The following is a 15,486-nucleotide window of genomic DNA, read 5'->3' as shown; positions in this document are numbered from 1 at the left end:
CTATCTTACCGGCCGCGGGGCGCGTTGTTTAGCTTGAATGTTTGTCCTGCGACCGCAAGGAAAATCAAGCGGCCTCCCTCCGTCTCGAACGGCACGGCTCGTCCGTTTCCGTCTGCGAGCGCGACCGCCTCGTACCCTGCCAGCCTTACCGCGCAGTATCCGTCCCGCTCGGCCGCCAGACGGACCTCGCTCCATTCGCCGTCCCGCCAATCGATATCGACGCGATAGCCGCCCCGCGCGCGCAATCCGCGCACGCTGCCGTTCGGCCAAGCCGCAGGCAGCGCGGGTATAATCCGGAGCTCGCCCGCATGGCTCTGCAGCAGCATCTCCGCGATGCCCGCCGCCCCGCCGAAGTTGCCGTCGATCTGAAAAGGCGGATGCGCGTCCAACAGGTTCGGATACGTCGACTTCGCGAGCAGCTGCGTGACGTAGCGATGCGCTTCGTCGCCGTTGCCCAGCCTCGCCCACAAGTTCACGAGCCAAGCGCAGCTCCAGCCGGTATGCCCGCTGCCGGCCGCAAGCCGGAGCTCGAGGCTGCGACGGACCGCCGCCGCCAGCTCCGGCGTGCGAACGAGGTCGATCTGCTCGGCCGGGTACATGCCGTACAGATGGGAGAAGTGCCGGTGGCCGGGCGACTCCTCCTCGAATTCCTCCGACCATTCCAGCAGTTGACCTTTGGTACCGATCCGATACGGCTCGATCCGGTCGAGCGCGTCCTGCAGCTCCGGCCGCCAGGCTTCGTCCTGGCCGAGCTCGACGCTCGCATCCAACACGCTTTGCAACAGCTCGGAAAGAATCGAGTGATCCATCGTCGTGCCCGCGGAGAGCGCGCATTTGCGCCCCTGTTCGTCTAGGAACAGGTTTTCTGGCGTCGAGGCGGGCGAGGAGACGAGCCGTCCCGAGCCGTCCGGCACGAGCCAGTCGAGCGCAAAGCGCGCCGCCTCCTTCATGACTGGATAAAACCGCTCGGCCAGCTCGGTCCTGTCTCCCCCGTACAAATACCGTTCCCACAGATGCCTGCACAGCCACCCGGCGCTCATTGGCCAAAACGCCCAACTGGCCGATCCCGTCACCGGGTTCGCCCTGCGCCAGATGTCCGTGTTGTGATGCGAGGTCCAGCCCCGCGCCCCATAGTGGATTCGCGCGGTTTCCCTGCCTTTGACGCTAAGCTCGCCGATCAGGTCGTACAACGGCTCCGCCAGCTCGTGCAGACCCAGCGCTTCGGCCGGCCAATAGTTCATTTGCGTATTGATATTGATCGTATAATTGCTCCGCCACGGCGGCGTCAGATGATGGTTCCAGATGCCCTGAAGATTGGCTGCCTGCGTGCCGGGACGCGAACTTGAGATCAGCAAATACTTGGCAAAGTGAAAGTATAGCTCTGCCAATCCCTTATCCACGGCGCCTTGTCCTGCAAGCCTCAGACGCTCGTCCGTCGGCAGCGCCGCTTGCTCGTCTTCCCCCGCGACGCTTAGCCGGAGATCCGTCCGGTCGAAATAAGCGCGATACGAATCCGCATGCCGCTCAATCAGCGAATCGCCATTCAATAGAGAGGCATCCGCCAGTTCCTGTATACAACGTGCGACAGGGCCCGGACCCGTAGAGGGATCCCGGTCGTAACCCGCGAAGCTGGTAGCCGCCGACAGCAGCAGCGTCGCCCGCGAAGCGCCGGATACGCGCAGCCGGCCGTCTTCCGTCGTCTCCGACAGGCCGTCCGTGTCCGCCGCGCGAATGGCCGCGGCAAACGCGGTGCCGCGTCCCGGCGCATAGCATACCGCCGGATCGATGGAAACAGGCGCACGACCGCTAAGAACTGCGCCGCCCGCCTCCAAAGGGAATACTTCCGCAGGATGCGGACTCTCGAGCGAAGCCGTGAAGCTAAGCGCGCCTGGCCTGCTCGCCGTCAGCTTCACGACCAGCACCTGCTCGGCGGCCGAGACGAATGCTTCCCGCGTAAAGGAGACGCCATCTTCTTCATACGATACGACGTGCACGGCGCGCGACAGATCCAATTGCCGGACATACTTGGCGGGCGCCTCGGGGAGGAGCGCTTCCACGTCGATCAGCAGATTGCCTAGCGGCTGATAGGCTTCCGTATCCGCGCCGAGCATATTCGCTTCGACCAGTTGCTGGGCTTCCCAGTACTTTCCTTCGGCGATCAGCTCCCGGCTGCGCGCCAGATGCGGCAGCGCGCCGTGATTGTTCGTATCTGTCGGCTCTCCCGACCATAGCGTGTCCTCGTTCAGCATCATCCGCTCTCGCCGGGCATCCCCGAACACCATTGCGCCGATGCGTCCGTTGCCGATCGGCATCGCTTCGTTCCAATCCAATGCGGGCCGATCGTACCATAACGTCCGCGAACCTTCATTATTTATGCGAGACATCCGTCTTCCCTCTTTTCGATTGCAAGCTGTTCCGGCCGTCCGCCAGACGAATACCTCCATGCTATCAGAAGGGATCGGGAATGTGAACGCCTTTTTGAAGGCGCTGCGGTATACTGGGAGGATAGATCGGAGGGGTTGTACATGAAGCTAAGCATATTGGACCAGGCGCCCGTCGTTGCCGGCCAGCGTCCCGGCGATGCGCTCCGTTCGTCGGCATTGCTCGCCCAGGCAGGCGAGCGCTTAGGCTATTCGCGATACTGGCTGGCAGAGCATCACGGGCTCGGCGGACTCGCCTGCTCGACGCCCGAGGTCATGCTGGGCATGATTGGCGCCATGACCTCGCGCATCCGGCTTGGCGCCGGCGCGATCCTTTTGCCGTACTACAAGCCGTACAAGGTTGCGGAGACGTTCCGGCTCCTCGCTGCCTTGTTCCCAGGGCGGATCGATCTCGGCGTCGCCCGGTCTCCCGGCGGTCCCGCCGAAATTTCCATGGCGCTGTCGGACAACTATCTGGAGCGCGCGCTGCGGATGCCCGACGATTTTGCCGCGCTCGTCCGTTATCTGAACGACAAAGTGCCCGGAACGCGCGCGCCGGAGCAAGGAGATTCGATTGACGCGGCGACGGCGTCGGCCAGAGCGCCCGACGCCTCAAGCACGGGTCCCGCGCCCTGGGTGCTCGGCACGAGCGTCAAGAGCGCGGGACTGGCGGCTGCGTACGGGACGGGCTATGCTTACGGCTATTTTATGAACCGTGAAAATGCGGAGGAAGCGATTGCCGAATATCGCGCGGGCTTCGACCGGTCGCGCGGCGAACGCCCCTGCGTCGTCCTGGCCGTGTCGGCCGTGTGTGCCGAAACGCAGGAGCGGGCCGAGGAGATCGCCCGCGGAATAAGGGCCTGGCGCTTGCTGGCCGGTCAGGGCCGCGGCGAAGCCGGCATTCCCGGTCCGGACGAAGCGGCCCGCCTGCTCGGCCTTTCCGATTCGGCAGGACCGGACGGATCAGGTTTGGAGCATGCCATGATCGTCGGCGGACCCGCGCGGGTTCGCGACGGCCTTTCGGAGCTGCGCGAGACGTTCGGGGCGGACGAGCTCATGATCGTGTCGTACGCGCACGACTTCGCCGACCGGGTGCGCTCGTACGAGCTTATTATGCAAGCCTGCGGCGACTAGCGCATTCGCTCGGCCAGCCGCTCCGTCAGCCAAGGCCAGACGGCCGCGAGCGTCTCGTCCATGTTCGTCCTGCCGTCGCCCGAGATATACGGCGCGCGATCGCGAAAATAATCCGCATGCCCGCCGGCGATCCTTACGGCGGCGCGAGCGCCGGGCGCATGGCGGTCGCCATGCCAGCCAGGCAGCAGCCGATCCGCGTTTTTGCCCCAGCCCCCGAAGGACCCGATCCGGCAGATCGGGTCCGCCGTTCGGCTTGCGCTGCGCGCTTCCGGGCGCGACGGTGCCGCTGCACGCGAGCCGAGCGCCGCGCCTCGCGCCTTCTGCGGCCCCTCTGCTTGCACGTAGAGCACGGCATCGCGCAGCGGCCCGGGAATTCTGCACTTCGGCGACCCGATCATGACGACGGGGCTCGGCAGCCCGCCTTCGCGCGCGAGCAGGAGCCCCGATGCATGAACGGCTGCCACACCGCCCGCACTATGACCGACGAACAAAGCAATCTCCTTAGGGTGGACAAGGAGCTTCGCTTCCTTCGCCGGGGTTCCTGCCGATCGCATCCTGTCTTCCTCATGCGCCGCCCGTGCGTTAACCGCCCGCTTTTCTCCCCCATCGTCTGTCGGCACTGCAGCCGTACGGCTTCTATCTTCCTCATGCCGCGACGAACGCGCCCCCTCATCAGCCCGGTCGCGCTCCAGCACGGCGAGCGCTCTTTTCCCCCCGATGGATCGCTCGTATCTGCGATGGGGCAGCATGATGTCGAAGCGCGCTTCCCGAATTTGCGGCAGCAGCCGCCTGTGCCAATCGTCATAAGGAAAGATGACGCTCCCGCGCACGTCGAACCCCAGCTCGGCCAGGCGCTCGCCCAGCGTATCCTTCAAAGGGTCGAGAAAATGGGGCGCGCTTCGTACGCCGTTCAGCAAGTACAGGCGCAGCAACGCAGCCGCGCCTGTACGCCCATAGCGCTCTACCGCCGGCGCCGTTTCCTTTTCCGGCGAGGCTGTCATGGCGTTTTCTCCCCGTGCGCTTCGGCATAGCGCTCTGCCTGCACGATCCGTTCCATATCGCTCGGATGGGTCGACCGCAACCACTTCACGAGCAGCGGCGGATTCACGTCGCTTAGCGCTGCGACCGCCAGCTTTTGATGCATCGTAACGGCGCCGTCGGCCGTGCCGAGCAGCTCGAGCGCGTATCTGTCCGCGGCCGCCTCGGCTTTTCTGGATATGGCGTTGGAGACGGGCAGCGACACGAAGTTCAACACGGACAGCAGCAATAAAATGAGCGGCAGCGCGTTCATGTCCGATATGCGGAAGATGCCCCAATCCCTGCCTCGCGTCCGTACGACGATCTTGTAAATTCCGCCGCCGACCCAGAGCAGCGCGAAGGAGCTGCCGATCGCGCCGACCGCGCTCCATTCCAGGTGATGCTTGACGTAGTGGCCCATCTCGTGCGCCATAATTTGCATAATCTCGGGTTGCTCCAGCTTGGTGAGCGCCGTGTCCCACAGCACGATGCGAAGCGAGCTTCCGATGCCGGATACGTAGGCGTTGATCGCATTCGTCTTGCCGGACATGCGCACCTCGTACACCCGGTCCGCCGGGATATCGGCCTTCGCCGCCAAATCCAAAATCGCGGACTCAAGCGACGGATCGGACAATTCCTCGAACTTGTCGTAGAGCGGGTCGATGACGACGGGCTCGACGTACATCATGAACAGCGTGAACGGCACCGAAATGAGCCACAACCGGAGCCACCATCGTTCGCCGCGCGACATGACCCATCTGGCTGCGGCATATACGGCCAGCACCGTGATATAACCGATAACGAAGTCGAGCCCGCGGTCCTCCAGCCAGCCCCCTGCCGGTTGCGTGGAGATGCCGTAGCTGCGGGACACCGAATAACTCGCGATCTTAAGCGGCAAATAAAGCAAGGCAGACGCCGCATATACGAGCAGCACGTAAAGAGGCAGGCGAAGGAACGAAGGCAGTCTGCTCCCGTCGATCCGTTCCTTCCAGGCGCGCGACCAGCCCCCGGTCAACAGAAACAGATAGATCGCCCATTGCCAGGGCCAACTGAAGAAAAAAATGCCGCTGCGGATCGCATTCAGTGTTGCGCTCTCGCGAAGCTGAGCCGCCGAATAAAATAGAGACGGGTCTGCAGCCGTTCCTTTGTATGCATCCGGTACCGCGTTGGGCGACGTGTACCATACGTACAGCAGCACGATCGCCGCGCAGCAGGCCAACCACAAACCGTACCTTCGAAGCCGCGAGACGGTGGACATGTCGACTCTCCTTGCCGGTCGTTTTTCTTCATCATAAAAGCTGGCTGCAACAATTGCAAAAAACGCCCGATCGCCCTATGATCGTATCATCGTCTAATACTGGCCACACACCCGGAGGTTCAGCCGCATGCAGACACATCCGCTTCAATTCGTCATTTTCGGCGTTTTAATCGTCATTTTCGGCGTCGCCGACCTCATTTTCCTGAATCCGTACGTCGGTGCCGTCCTCGTCATCGCCGGCATCGCGTTAGCCGTCCTCGGCTGGCGGCGCGTGCAAGCAACCAGAAAGAAGCGGCCGCCTCAAGCATGAAATCCGTTTATATAGGCTATAGCATAAGCCGATCTCCACGATCCACATACACTGTCTGAGCAATGAGCAATTTACCTCGGACACGGTGGTGATAGCGATGGGGTATCCGGTTGAAGGCGGAGGCAGCGGCGCAGCGTTCGCGCTTGTTATGTTCGTATTGCTCGTCATCATTCTGCGGGTCGGCTTCTATTAATCAATACGGTAAATGAAAACGGCCTTGAAGGAGCGTCATTTCGCTCCCTCAAGGCCGTTTACGTTTTCCGCCATATGGTCCGGCCGCCTAGCCCAGCCATCCGTTGCGCTCCGCGATCAACGTCGCGTCGATTCGGTTTTTGGCGTCCAGCTTCTGGATCGCCTCAGACAAATAATTGCGTACCGTACCGTGCGACAGGAACAGTCTCGACGCGATCTCGCCCGCGCCCAGCCCCGCACCGGCCAGTTTCAGCACTTCCCGCTCCCGTTCGGTGAGCGGATTTTCCGCTTCCCACAGCTGCATCGCCAGCTCGGGACTGACGGCGCGCCCGCCGCCATGGACCGAGCGCATCGCGGCGCCAAGCTCGTCGATCGGCGAGTCCTTTAGCAGGAACCCTTTGACGCCGGCCCGCATGGCGCGCTGAAAGTAGCCCGAACGCGAAAATGTCGTCAGAATGACGACCTTGCAGCTATGCTTCGCGTCCTTTAGACGCTCCGCGACGTCGAGCCCTGTCAGCTTCGGCATTTCGATATCCATCACGCAAATGTCGGGATCAAGCGATTCGATCATCTGAAGCGCCTGCTCCCCGTCCGCCGCCTGACCGACGACTTCGATATCATCCTCAAGATCGAGCAACGCGCTGAGCGCGCCTCGCAGCATGCCTTGGTCCTCCGCAACGATGACTCTCATGCGCCCGTCGCCTCCTCTCCCGTTTTTTCCACAAGCGGCAGCTTAATGATCAGTTGCGTACCCGCTCCAGATTCAGAACGCCATTCGAGCTCTCCTTCGATCAGGCGCAGCCGCTCCCGCATGCCGCGCAGGCCGGAGCCTTCCGCAGCCTCGTTCCCTTGCACAGCCGCACAGCCGCGACCGTCGTCGCTCACCGTCATCACGATGCCCGCATCATGCTTGGCCCATTCGATCCGGCACGAAGAGGCCGCGCTGTGTTTGACCGCATTCGTCACCGCCTCCCGCAGGCACATCGCCATGATGTTGTCGACGAGCGGCGGCAACCCCGCCAGATGTTCCTCGCCTCGTGCCTCTAGAGGGATGCCCGCAGCCTGCAGCAGTTGCGACGCATGCGCGGTCTCCTCCCGCGTCGTAGCCGCGTTCATGCCCGATACGAGCTCGCGAAGCTGCTTTAACGCAGCCCGGCTCGTATTTTGCACATCCCGGATCTCAATCGCGGCTCGCTCCGGATTTTTGGCGATCAGCCGTTCGGCCAGCTCGCTCTTTAGCGTAATGAGGGACAACGTGTGCCCGAGCGTATCGTGGAGATCGCGCGAGATGCGCTGACGCTCCTCGCTTTTGGAGAGGCGGGCGATCTCGTCGTTGGCCAGGGACAGCTTGTTTTTAAGCTCGTTCGAACGCTTGGTCAGCTGCATGCCGAACGGTACCGTCATCATGATCAGCATCGCCGGCAAATATTGAAAAATATCCGTCTCGTTTTCGTACAAGCCGAAGTACGCCGCAACCGCCGCGAGCAGCGCCAGCATCGCGCCCATACCTGCGAATCTCTTCCACCTGACGTTCAGCACGCCGATGAGCGGCGACGGATAAAAGGTCAGGAACACGAAGTTTTCCCCGTACAGCCAGCAGAAGGCACCGACCATTGCCAGCAGAAGCAGGGCGGCCGTAAACCGGAGACGGGGGGCCTTGAAGCTGTACAAGTAGGTGCTGACGAACAAACCCAGCAACAGCAGGCTCAGCAACATCTGCCGGGCAGGCATGCTCAGAATCGTTTCAAGCGGAAATACCAGATAGACGAGCCATATGAGGGAAAAATAAAGGGGCGGCCCGTTGCGAGCCTGCCCGCTTTTTTGCTTCATGCTACACCGCTTCCTGCTTTTTCATGATATAGGAAGATAATATCACGAAAACGAAAGCGTAAGCAGCCAATATTCCGAAGCCGGCCCAGGCTGGATGTCCGCCTCCTACCAGGCTCCACGCGCCCTGTCCGACCCGGTAGGTCGGAAGCCACTTCGCGATATCCTGCATGATCTGCGGGAACGTGCTCGTCGGCATCCACAATCCGCCCATGACGGACATGCCCAGGTACAGGATCATGCTTAGTACTTGAACGGCATCCGCGTTGCGCATCGAACCGACGAGCGTGGCGAGCGCCATGAAGGCGAATCCGCCCAGCCAGATCCACAGCCCACTCTCGATCCAGACCGTCACAGACAGATCGATGCCCTTGGATATGCCCGCGACCGCGAACACGAGCACGATAATGACCAGGTTAATCAGCGCCTGGGCCACGATTTTGGACAGCACGTAGGAGCCCGAGGGAAGCGGCGTAATCCGCAGCAGGCGAATCCATCCTTGCGCTCGCTCCTTGGCGATGCGGGGCGCGAACGAGGTGAGACTCGCCCCGATGACACCGTAGGCGGTCATGGACATGAGGTAATACGGAATCCAATCCGTGCCGTCGATCGTTGCGTCCGCATTCATCGTACCGGTGAAAATGAAGAAGAAGGCGATGGGCATGAAGACGGAGAAAATGACGAACCGCTTGTTTCTCGCCGTACGCAGCATTTCCGATTTGCATTGCGCCCATGTCGCGCGCGCCGTCAGACTCATAAGAACAGCTCCTTCGATCCTTTAATATGTGGTTGGGTTAGTCCGCCTTGCGCACGAGCGCCTGGAACGCTTCCTCCAAGCCGCCGCTGCCGATCTCGATATCGCGCATGTCCGTTTGCCTGGCGATCAGATCGGCGATCAGCCTGTCCGTATCCTCGCTCATCAGCTTCACGCGCCTGCCGCTGCGGCTGAGCTCCGTTACGCCGGGAATGGCGCGTAGCTCCGCATCGCTTGTCCGCTCTCCGGTCGTGAACGAGATGATACGGCCCGTCGTACGGGCTTTGATCTCGCTCGGGGAGCCGTCCGCGACGATGCGGCCGTCGCTCACGACGACGATCCGGTCCGCGATGCTGTCCGCTTCCTCCAGGTAATGCGTCGTCAGCACGATCGTCTTGCCCCGGTCCGCCATCTTCCGCACCGTGTCCCAGAACAGCTGGCGCGAGGTGACGTCCATGCCGACGGTCGGCTCGTCGAGGAACAGCACTTCCGGATCGCCGGCAAGCGCGAGCGCGAATCCGAGGCGGCGCTGCTGGCCGCCGGAGAGCGAGGAGGCCATCTTCCCTTTTTCCGATTCGAGCGCAGAGATCCGCAGCAGATCGGAGAGCGGCAGCGGCTTGTCGTAGTAGCTGCGGAATAACTCGATCGTTTCGGATACTTTCAAGTTGTCGATGACGCTCACTTCCTGCAGCATCGCCCCGATTCTTTTCCGCACGCCCGCCTCGCGAGGATCGCTGCCGAGCAGCTTGACCTTCCCTTCCGTCGGCTGCAGCAGACCGAGGATCATCGACACCGTCGTCGTCTTGCCGGCGCCATTGGGCCCGAGCAGCGCGAGCACGCTGCCCTTGGACACGCGAAGCGACAATCCGTCAACCGCGCGTTTGCCTTTATATACTTTGCTGACCTGTTCGAGTTCGATGACAGCGTCCATCACATCTTCCTCCATTCGTCTAACCGCTAAAAACATTGTATCGTTTGGAGAAATGTTGATGCACTCACAAGCGTAATCTTCCTGGTATGACAACTGTCATATGAAAATCGTATGGCCGACGATGCCCGCATACCTTCCCATCCCATGCTTGAATTAGGTACAATAGGGAAGTCAGGCCAGCTTGACCGGTCCTCAAACTCTATATGGCAAAGGAAAATGCGAACCCATGATCATCCAACCGAAAACTCGCGGCTTTATCTGCACGACCGCGCATCCGGACGGCTGCGCTATCCAGGTTCAGCGTCAAGTGGAATATGTGAAAGGCAAGCCTGCCGTCAAAGGTCCGCGCAATGCGCTCGTCATCGGCGCATCTACGGGCTACGGTCTCGCCTCCCGCATCGTCGCGGCCTTCGGCGCTGGCGCGAATACGATCGGCGTCTACTTTGACAAAGCCGCCGAAGGTGCCCGCACAGCCTCGGCCGGCTGGTACAACTCGGCCGCCTTCGAAGAGGCGGCTTCCGAAGCCGGGCTCAAGTCGTTCAGCATCGTCGGCGACGCCTTCTCGGACGAGATCAAGGACAAGACGATCGCCACGATCCGCGAAGAGCTCGGACAAGTCGACCTCGTCGTCTACAGCGTCGCTTCTCCTCGGCGGACGCATCCGAAGACGGGCGAGACCTTCTCCTCCGTCATCAAGCCGCTGGGCGGCACCTACACGAACAAGACGGTCAACTTCCACACGGGCGAAGTATCGCTCGCCTCGATCGAACCCGCCACTGAGGACGAGGTTCGCCAGACGGTCGCCGTCATGGGCGGCGAAGACTGGGAGATGTGGATCGACGCGCTTCTCGAAGCAGGCGTCCTGACCGATGATGCGACGACCGTCGCCTATACGTACATCGGGCCGGAGATCACGCATGCCGTGTACCGCGAGGGTACGATCGGGCGCGCCAAGGAGCACCTGGAGGCGACGGGACTTCGCCTTAACGATCGGCTGTCCGTAAGCGGCGGTCGCGCTTTCGTATCGGTGAACAAGGCGCTGGTCACGCAATCGAGCTCCGCTATTCCGGTCGTTCCGCTCTATATTTCCGTGTTGTACAAGGTCATGAAGGAAAAAGAAATTCACGAAGGCTGCATCGAGCAAATGTACAGGCTCTTCTCCGAGCGTCTGTACGGCGGGGGCGAGAACGCTTTGGACGAAAAGGGCCGCATCCGCATCGACGATTGGGAGATGCGCCCGGAGATTCAAGCCGAAGTCGAGCAGCTGTGGGCGTCGCTCTCCACGGAAAACGTGTACGAGCTGTCGGACCTCGAAGGCTACCGCAAGGAGTTTTTCCAGCTGTTCGGATTCGAGACAGGAGCCGTCGATTACGAGGCGGAAGCCGAACCTGACGTAGCTATCGCGAATCTGCGTTAGACGACAAAGGGAGCCCCTCGTTGGGCTCCCTCTTTTTATGCGTTTTAAGAGATAATGCCGATAAAGGCGAGATCGAAGCGCGTGCCGGCGCAGTCCGGCTTGTTGCCGTGAATGACTTCAAGTTCGACCTCGTGTCTTCCTGCCGGCAAGTCGTCGGTTATCGTCTCCAGCTTAAGCCATCCGGTGGGCCCGCACCAAACAGGGCGCTCCCTGGACGTTTCCTTCCATTCCCCGCCGTCGATCCGGTACCGGCACTCGGCGGAATTTTTGCCGAAGTCGAATGCCAGGGCAAGTCCTCTTCCTTCAAAAGAAAAAGCGAGCTTGGCTCCGACCGCCGATGTCGACAGCGCACGATCGATCCATTCCAGCGTCACCCAACGCCGGACGGTCCAAGGCCCTTCCGTCCGTACCTCCTCGAACGGTACGAACGAAACCTCTTGCCAATGCCCGGGGTCCAGCGGCTTGGGCAAGCTTGCTGCCGCTCCCGCGTCCGCTCGTTCTGCCTGCTCGTCCACGCTTGCAAGTGCCGTTTGCAAATATCCGATGACGCTTCGGCCGTAGCTGTAGCTGCCCCGTTCCGTCGGATGAAGGCCATCCGGGAGCCATTCCTCCCAACGCATGAGACCCGCCTTCACTTCTTGGAACGCGTGCATGCCCATCCACACGGAGCTGAGGCCATAATGCTCCGCCAGCACCTCAAATTCCTCGATGCTAGGCGGCATATGCCCCTCCGACATCGGTCCATACATGTCCTGGCAGTATGTATAGACCAGCACCACATCGGTCGTTCCGCTCGCAAGCAGCTGCCTTAGCAAGCCTTCGCGCGTTTTTTGCCGACGCTCTGTTGCTACGCCATTGTCGTTCACCGCGAATTCCACGAAAACGAGATCGCAGCCCCGATCGTTAAGATCTCGCTTGGCACGGAAAGAAGCCAGATCGCTTCCCGTCGCGCCGATGCCCGCATTCTCCACGGCGACGCGGACCTGTGGATAATTCGCGACCAGCCAGCGCGTGACCGGCTCCGGCCAATTGTGACCGGCCCTTTCGTCCGTGATTGATCCGCCAATATATCCGACCGTTAGTCCGCCTTCCGCCAGCTTGCGCTTTGTGTTCGTTAATGGTCCGCGCATACGGACGATTTCCGGCTTGCTCGCTGCCCCCGTTCCCACTCGATCGCTCCCCTTCTTATTTTGCTGTTCGACGTTATTTTAACAGCATGGCGACTATTGGCAACCTTTATTATTGCAAATTTTTATCTCGTCCTTGTTCAATCTCTCCAAATTGGGTAATAGAAGATATCCCCTTACGATATGGAGGTCATCACAATGGTACTCGTACTCGGAATCCTAGCGGTTATCGTAGCCATCGTACTTTGGTTGGCCAAAGCAGCTGTCGAATTCGTCTGGTCTTTCGGCGGCATCGGCCTGATCGTCCTGATTATCGGTCTCGTCCTGCTGTCCCGTGGCCGCAGAAGCGCATTATAACCACTCTACTTAGAAGAAGCCGCCGGCATGTGCCGGCGGCCTTTTCGTTTGTTCATCGTACTTAGATGCAGCGCAGTACGCGGACCCTGGATGCGTTATTTTTGCTCATATCGATAGTCTCGTTCCGCTGTCGGACACAGAATCCGTTATCGGCGGGATTTTCAGTCGTTCTGACCCTCATCCGGCGAAATAGCGTCCCACCAGTCCGCAAACTTCGAAAGTGGCCTGAATTTCACCAAATAGCGACATCTGTGTCCGTCTTTCCTCGCACTGACTCGTAATCCACGGCTCCCCTGTGCCCGTATCGTCGTCCGCGTCGCTCTTTCGCCGCAATGCCTCGCCTGCATATATACATCTATTTTCGCCGTGTCGGCCCTTCTAGGTTGAAAAGATACAAATGTACATTTATTTTACTTCTCCAGCCCCATTTCCGGCTTGAGCTTTGCATTTACCTGCACATTTGCATCTTTTTTATCCCGTGTCGTTGGTCAGAAGAAAAAACCTGTACAATTGCAGTTATTTCGATCCGCCAAACCATCGAAGAGTCCCAGCATGCCGAATACGCGCATACCTGCTCCTACCATCGCCGTCCAACTGTATGTTCTGTAGAGTAGAGAACTGAAATTTCATCGGAGGGCGCAAGCCCTCCTTTTACTTTCCAGCACCCCCTGCATCAAACCGGACTTGAGGTTTTCCCTCATCCGGCTTTCCGATGTTCTTCGTCCTTCAGCGTTACGGTACTTTCTTTAGCTGGCGAGTTTCTTTAGTCCTGCTGACTGTGCCGCCATGGCGGCTTCCCTGGACTTGCTGTGTTTCTTACGACGGTTGCCCTTCTTGTTCCAGAACAGCATGAGGCGTTTTCGGATGTATCAGTCGATTTTGTTCAGGAATGGGTCGGCAAAGGAATCAAGCGCGTAGTAGTTCTTCCACCCCTGTATCTTGTGGTTTAGTTCCGCCACCATCTGGTTCATCGTCCAGTACAGGCGATTTCTCGGCTCGGTCGCTTCCTTCACCTTCTGCCTCATGCTCTGCATCGCTTTCTTTGACGGGTAAATGCGGAGGATAGACACCGTTTTGTTCCCTTTCAGCTTCTTCGGTATTTTCCGGTGATGCATCCCCAGAAAATCGAACCCCTGCTTATCGTCCCACAGGTTGATGAGCTTCGACTTTTCCCTGTTCATCTCGACTTCCAGCTTTCCGAATACCGCCTTGAGCACGTCAATCGCTCTTAGCGCTTGTTCCTTGGTTCTGCTCAAGATCACAAGATCATCGGCGAATCTCACCATCGTTCCCGTCTCTGCGAACTTCTTCTCCCAGATGGTATCCAGGTAGTTCAGATACAGATTCGAAAGCAAGGGTGAGATGACGCCGCCCTGTGGACTTCCCAAGTCGGTTTCGTGAAGCTGATCATCTTTCACGAATCCTGCTTTCAGCCACTGTCGGATCAGCTTCAGCACCCTTCGGTCACTGATCCGCTGCTCCACCAGTTGCATCAGTTTGTCATGGGCAATGTTGTCAAAGTAGCCGCGAATATCGATGTCGACCACCCAGTAGACGCCTTTCTTCATCGCTCGACGGATATGCCGGATCGCACCGTGCTGGCTGCGCTTGGGTCTGAATCCGTACGAGCAGTCTTTGAAGTCAGCTTCGAAGATCGGCTCCACCACGATTTTCGTCGCCATTTGCACGACTCTGTCCCGGATCGCCGGAATGCCCAGCGGTCGCATCTTGCCGTCCGCTTTCGGTATTTCCTTGCGTCTTGCCGGTAGTGGGCGATATTCTCCGTCCCTGAGCGTCGTCTGGATTTCGTCCACGAATCGTTCTTCGCCGATGACTTCCACGATGTGGTCAATGGTCATTCCATCCACCCCACCGCTTCCGCCGTTTCCTTTGACCCTCTTCCACGCTTCCCATAGGATGTCGCTGCGGTGCACCTTGTCGTATAACGCATGAAATCGCCGCCGCGGATTTTCCTTGGCTGCAAGGCTTAGTGCTTGTTGGAGTTGTTGAGCGTTTACTTTGGTGTCGTTAGCAGGTTTAGCTGCATTCACTGACTCTTACCTCCTCCAAGTACATGAACAAAGCAGGGGCTCTTCCCTCCGTGAGGTTTTGTTGTCCTCACTTCATCGGTATTACTGCCCCCTCCGACTCCCTTCCCGCAGCTCGCCACTTCACCTTTCGGGCTTATAGGTTTGCTCCTTACGAAAAAAAAATATCGTGCGGGGGAGGGTCTCCCTAGTTCCAGACACAACTTTCTCGGCATGCCGTTCCCCATACACCGGAGAGTTCTTCCGCGCTGCGCTTCCAAGGGCTTCACGCGTTCCATGACCTTCGCCCACATGTCCGGGGCTCGGCTCTCTCTTGTCCCTTTCGGGTCTTTTTTGACGATGCGGCAGGATTCACTTCATGTTACGGCCTGTCGATTTGCTCGCACTCCGCAGAGTTACTTTGTCACGGGGCTTCAACCTTAGGATCTCTCCACCAGTTGCCCGTCAGCTACGAGGCGACTTGGCTCTTACCTCGACCGGACTTTCACCGGCTAGTTGTGCCTAGCTTGGCTAGGCGCGCGACATGCACAAAAAAACCACCTTCCGAAGAAGGTGGTTCTCTCTTGCTGCTCTTAGCCTGGCGACGTCCTACTCTCCCAGGACCCTGCGGTCCAAGTACCATTGGCGCTGGAGGGCTTAACGGTCGTGTTCGAGATGGGTACGCGTGGGACCCCTCCGCCATTACCACCAGACC

At 59.7% G+C, this 15,486-nt stretch carries 14 protein-coding genes and 1 rRNA gene; 5 read left to right on the top strand and 10 right to left on the bottom strand.

Features of this window, described 5'->3' with window-relative positions:
• Window positions 1–5: 5 nt before the first annotated feature.
• Window positions 6–2,384, bottom strand: coding sequence for a glycoside hydrolase family 95 protein (locus ACFSR7_RS30730; protein WP_378168251.1), 2,379 nt, complete (start codon window positions 2,382–2,384; stop codon window positions 6–8).
• A gap of 141 nt (window positions 2,385–2,525) precedes the next feature.
• On the opposite strand from ACFSR7_RS30730, the gene ACFSR7_RS30725 reads away from it, so the two are divergent.
• A complete protein-coding gene (locus tag ACFSR7_RS30725; RefSeq protein WP_378168249.1) occupies window positions 2,526–3,554 on the top strand; it encodes an MsnO8 family LLM class oxidoreductase in 1,029 nt (342 codons plus the stop codon).
• Here ACFSR7_RS30725 and ACFSR7_RS30720 read toward each other — a convergent pair.
• Both ACFSR7_RS30720 and ACFSR7_RS30715 read right to left on the bottom strand, forming a co-directional pair.
• On the bottom strand, window positions 3,551–4,555 hold the full coding sequence (locus ACFSR7_RS30720; protein ID WP_378168247.1) for a hypothetical protein: 1,005 nt from the start codon (window positions 4,553–4,555) through the stop codon (window positions 3,551–3,553). The two genes, ACFSR7_RS30725 and ACFSR7_RS30720, sit on opposite strands and share 4 nt — an antisense overlap.
• A complete protein-coding gene (locus ACFSR7_RS30715) occupies window positions 4,552–5,829 on the bottom strand; it encodes a M48 family metallopeptidase (RefSeq protein ID WP_378168245.1) in 1,278 nt (425 codons plus the stop codon). The genes ACFSR7_RS30720 and ACFSR7_RS30715 overlap by 4 nt, the downstream gene beginning before the upstream one ends.
• Before the next feature lie 127 nt (window positions 5,830–5,956).
• Here ACFSR7_RS30715 and ACFSR7_RS30710 point away from each other — a divergent pair, with 127 nt between their 5' ends.
• Together ACFSR7_RS30710 and ACFSR7_RS30705 are read left to right on the top strand one after the other, a co-directional pair.
• On the top strand, window positions 5,957–6,139 hold the full coding sequence (locus ACFSR7_RS30710) for a hypothetical protein (RefSeq protein ID WP_378168243.1): 183 nt from the start codon (window positions 5,957–5,959) through the stop codon (window positions 6,137–6,139).
• A 97-nt stretch (window positions 6,140–6,236) separates the two neighbouring features.
• A complete protein-coding gene (locus tag ACFSR7_RS30705) occupies window positions 6,237–6,332 on the top strand; it encodes a sporulation protein YjcZ (protein WP_286672224.1) in 96 nt (31 codons plus the stop codon).
• 87 nt (window positions 6,333–6,419) lie between these two features.
• Here the strand turns inward: ACFSR7_RS30705 and ACFSR7_RS30700 are convergent, their stop codons facing one another.
• From ACFSR7_RS30700 to ACFSR7_RS30685, 4 genes are read right to left on the bottom strand one after another with little or no spacing between them, the layout of a single operon-like run.
• Window positions 6,420–7,022 carry a response regulator transcription factor gene (locus ACFSR7_RS30700; RefSeq protein ID WP_378168241.1) on the bottom strand — a complete coding sequence of 201 codons (603 nt, stop codon included), beginning with the start codon at window positions 7,020–7,022 and terminating at the stop codon, window positions 6,420–6,422.
• Window positions 7,019–8,161: a sensor histidine kinase gene (locus ACFSR7_RS30695; RefSeq protein ID WP_378168239.1), complete on the bottom strand. Its 1,143-nt coding sequence runs from the start codon at window positions 8,159–8,161 to the stop codon at window positions 7,019–7,021. Before ACFSR7_RS30695 ends, ACFSR7_RS30700 begins: the two co-directional genes overlap by 4 nt.
• A 1-nt stretch (window position 8,162) precedes the next feature.
• Entirely contained in the window at window positions 8,163–8,915 is a 753-nt protein-coding gene (locus ACFSR7_RS30690; protein ID WP_378168237.1) for an ABC transporter permease, read from the bottom strand.
• A 37-nt stretch (window positions 8,916–8,952) separates the two neighbouring features.
• Window positions 8,953–9,843 (bottom strand): ABC transporter ATP-binding protein, encoded by an 891-nt coding sequence (locus tag ACFSR7_RS30685; RefSeq protein WP_378168235.1) that lies wholly within the window; start codon window positions 9,841–9,843, stop codon window positions 8,953–8,955.
• Window positions 9,844–10,069: 226 nt separating this feature from the next.
• Here ACFSR7_RS30685 and fabV point away from each other — a divergent pair, with 226 nt between their 5' ends.
• Window positions 10,070–11,260, top strand: a complete 1,191-nt coding sequence (gene fabV, locus ACFSR7_RS30680) for an enoyl-ACP reductase FabV (protein WP_378168233.1) — start codon at window positions 10,070–10,072, stop codon at window positions 11,258–11,260.
• Between the two features lie 44 nt (window positions 11,261–11,304).
• Here the strand turns inward: fabV and ACFSR7_RS30675 are convergent, their stop codons facing one another.
• Window positions 11,305–12,429, bottom strand: coding sequence for an SGNH/GDSL hydrolase family protein (locus ACFSR7_RS30675; protein WP_378168231.1), 1,125 nt, complete (start codon window positions 12,427–12,429; stop codon window positions 11,305–11,307).
• 156 nt (window positions 12,430–12,585) lie between these two features.
• Between ACFSR7_RS30675 and ACFSR7_RS30670 the strand changes: the two genes are divergently transcribed.
• On the top strand, window positions 12,586–12,744 hold the full coding sequence (locus tag ACFSR7_RS30670) for a hypothetical protein (RefSeq protein WP_378168229.1): 159 nt from the start codon (window positions 12,586–12,588) through the stop codon (window positions 12,742–12,744).
• An 869-nt stretch (window positions 12,745–13,613) separates the two neighbouring features.
• Here ACFSR7_RS30670 and ltrA read toward each other — a convergent pair.
• Both ltrA and rrf read right to left on the bottom strand, forming a co-directional pair.
• Window positions 13,614–14,795 carry a group II intron reverse transcriptase/maturase gene (ltrA, locus tag ACFSR7_RS30665; protein WP_378168228.1) on the bottom strand — a complete coding sequence of 394 codons (1,182 nt, stop codon included), beginning with the start codon at window positions 14,793–14,795 and terminating at the stop codon, window positions 13,614–13,616.
• 572 nt (window positions 14,796–15,367) lie between these two features.
• A 5S ribosomal RNA gene (gene rrf, locus ACFSR7_RS30660) occupies window positions 15,368–15,484 on the bottom strand.
• Between the last annotated feature and the right edge of the window lie 2 nt (window positions 15,485–15,486).

Origin of the sequence: Cohnella sp. GCM10020058 (genome assembly GCF_042683485.1) — a bacterium.
Classification (GTDB): domain Bacteria; phylum Bacillota; class Bacilli; order Paenibacillales; family Paenibacillaceae; genus Cohnella.
The sequence above is the reverse complement of the archived record's forward strand: the minus strand, read 5'-3'. Positions and strand labels throughout refer to the sequence as shown.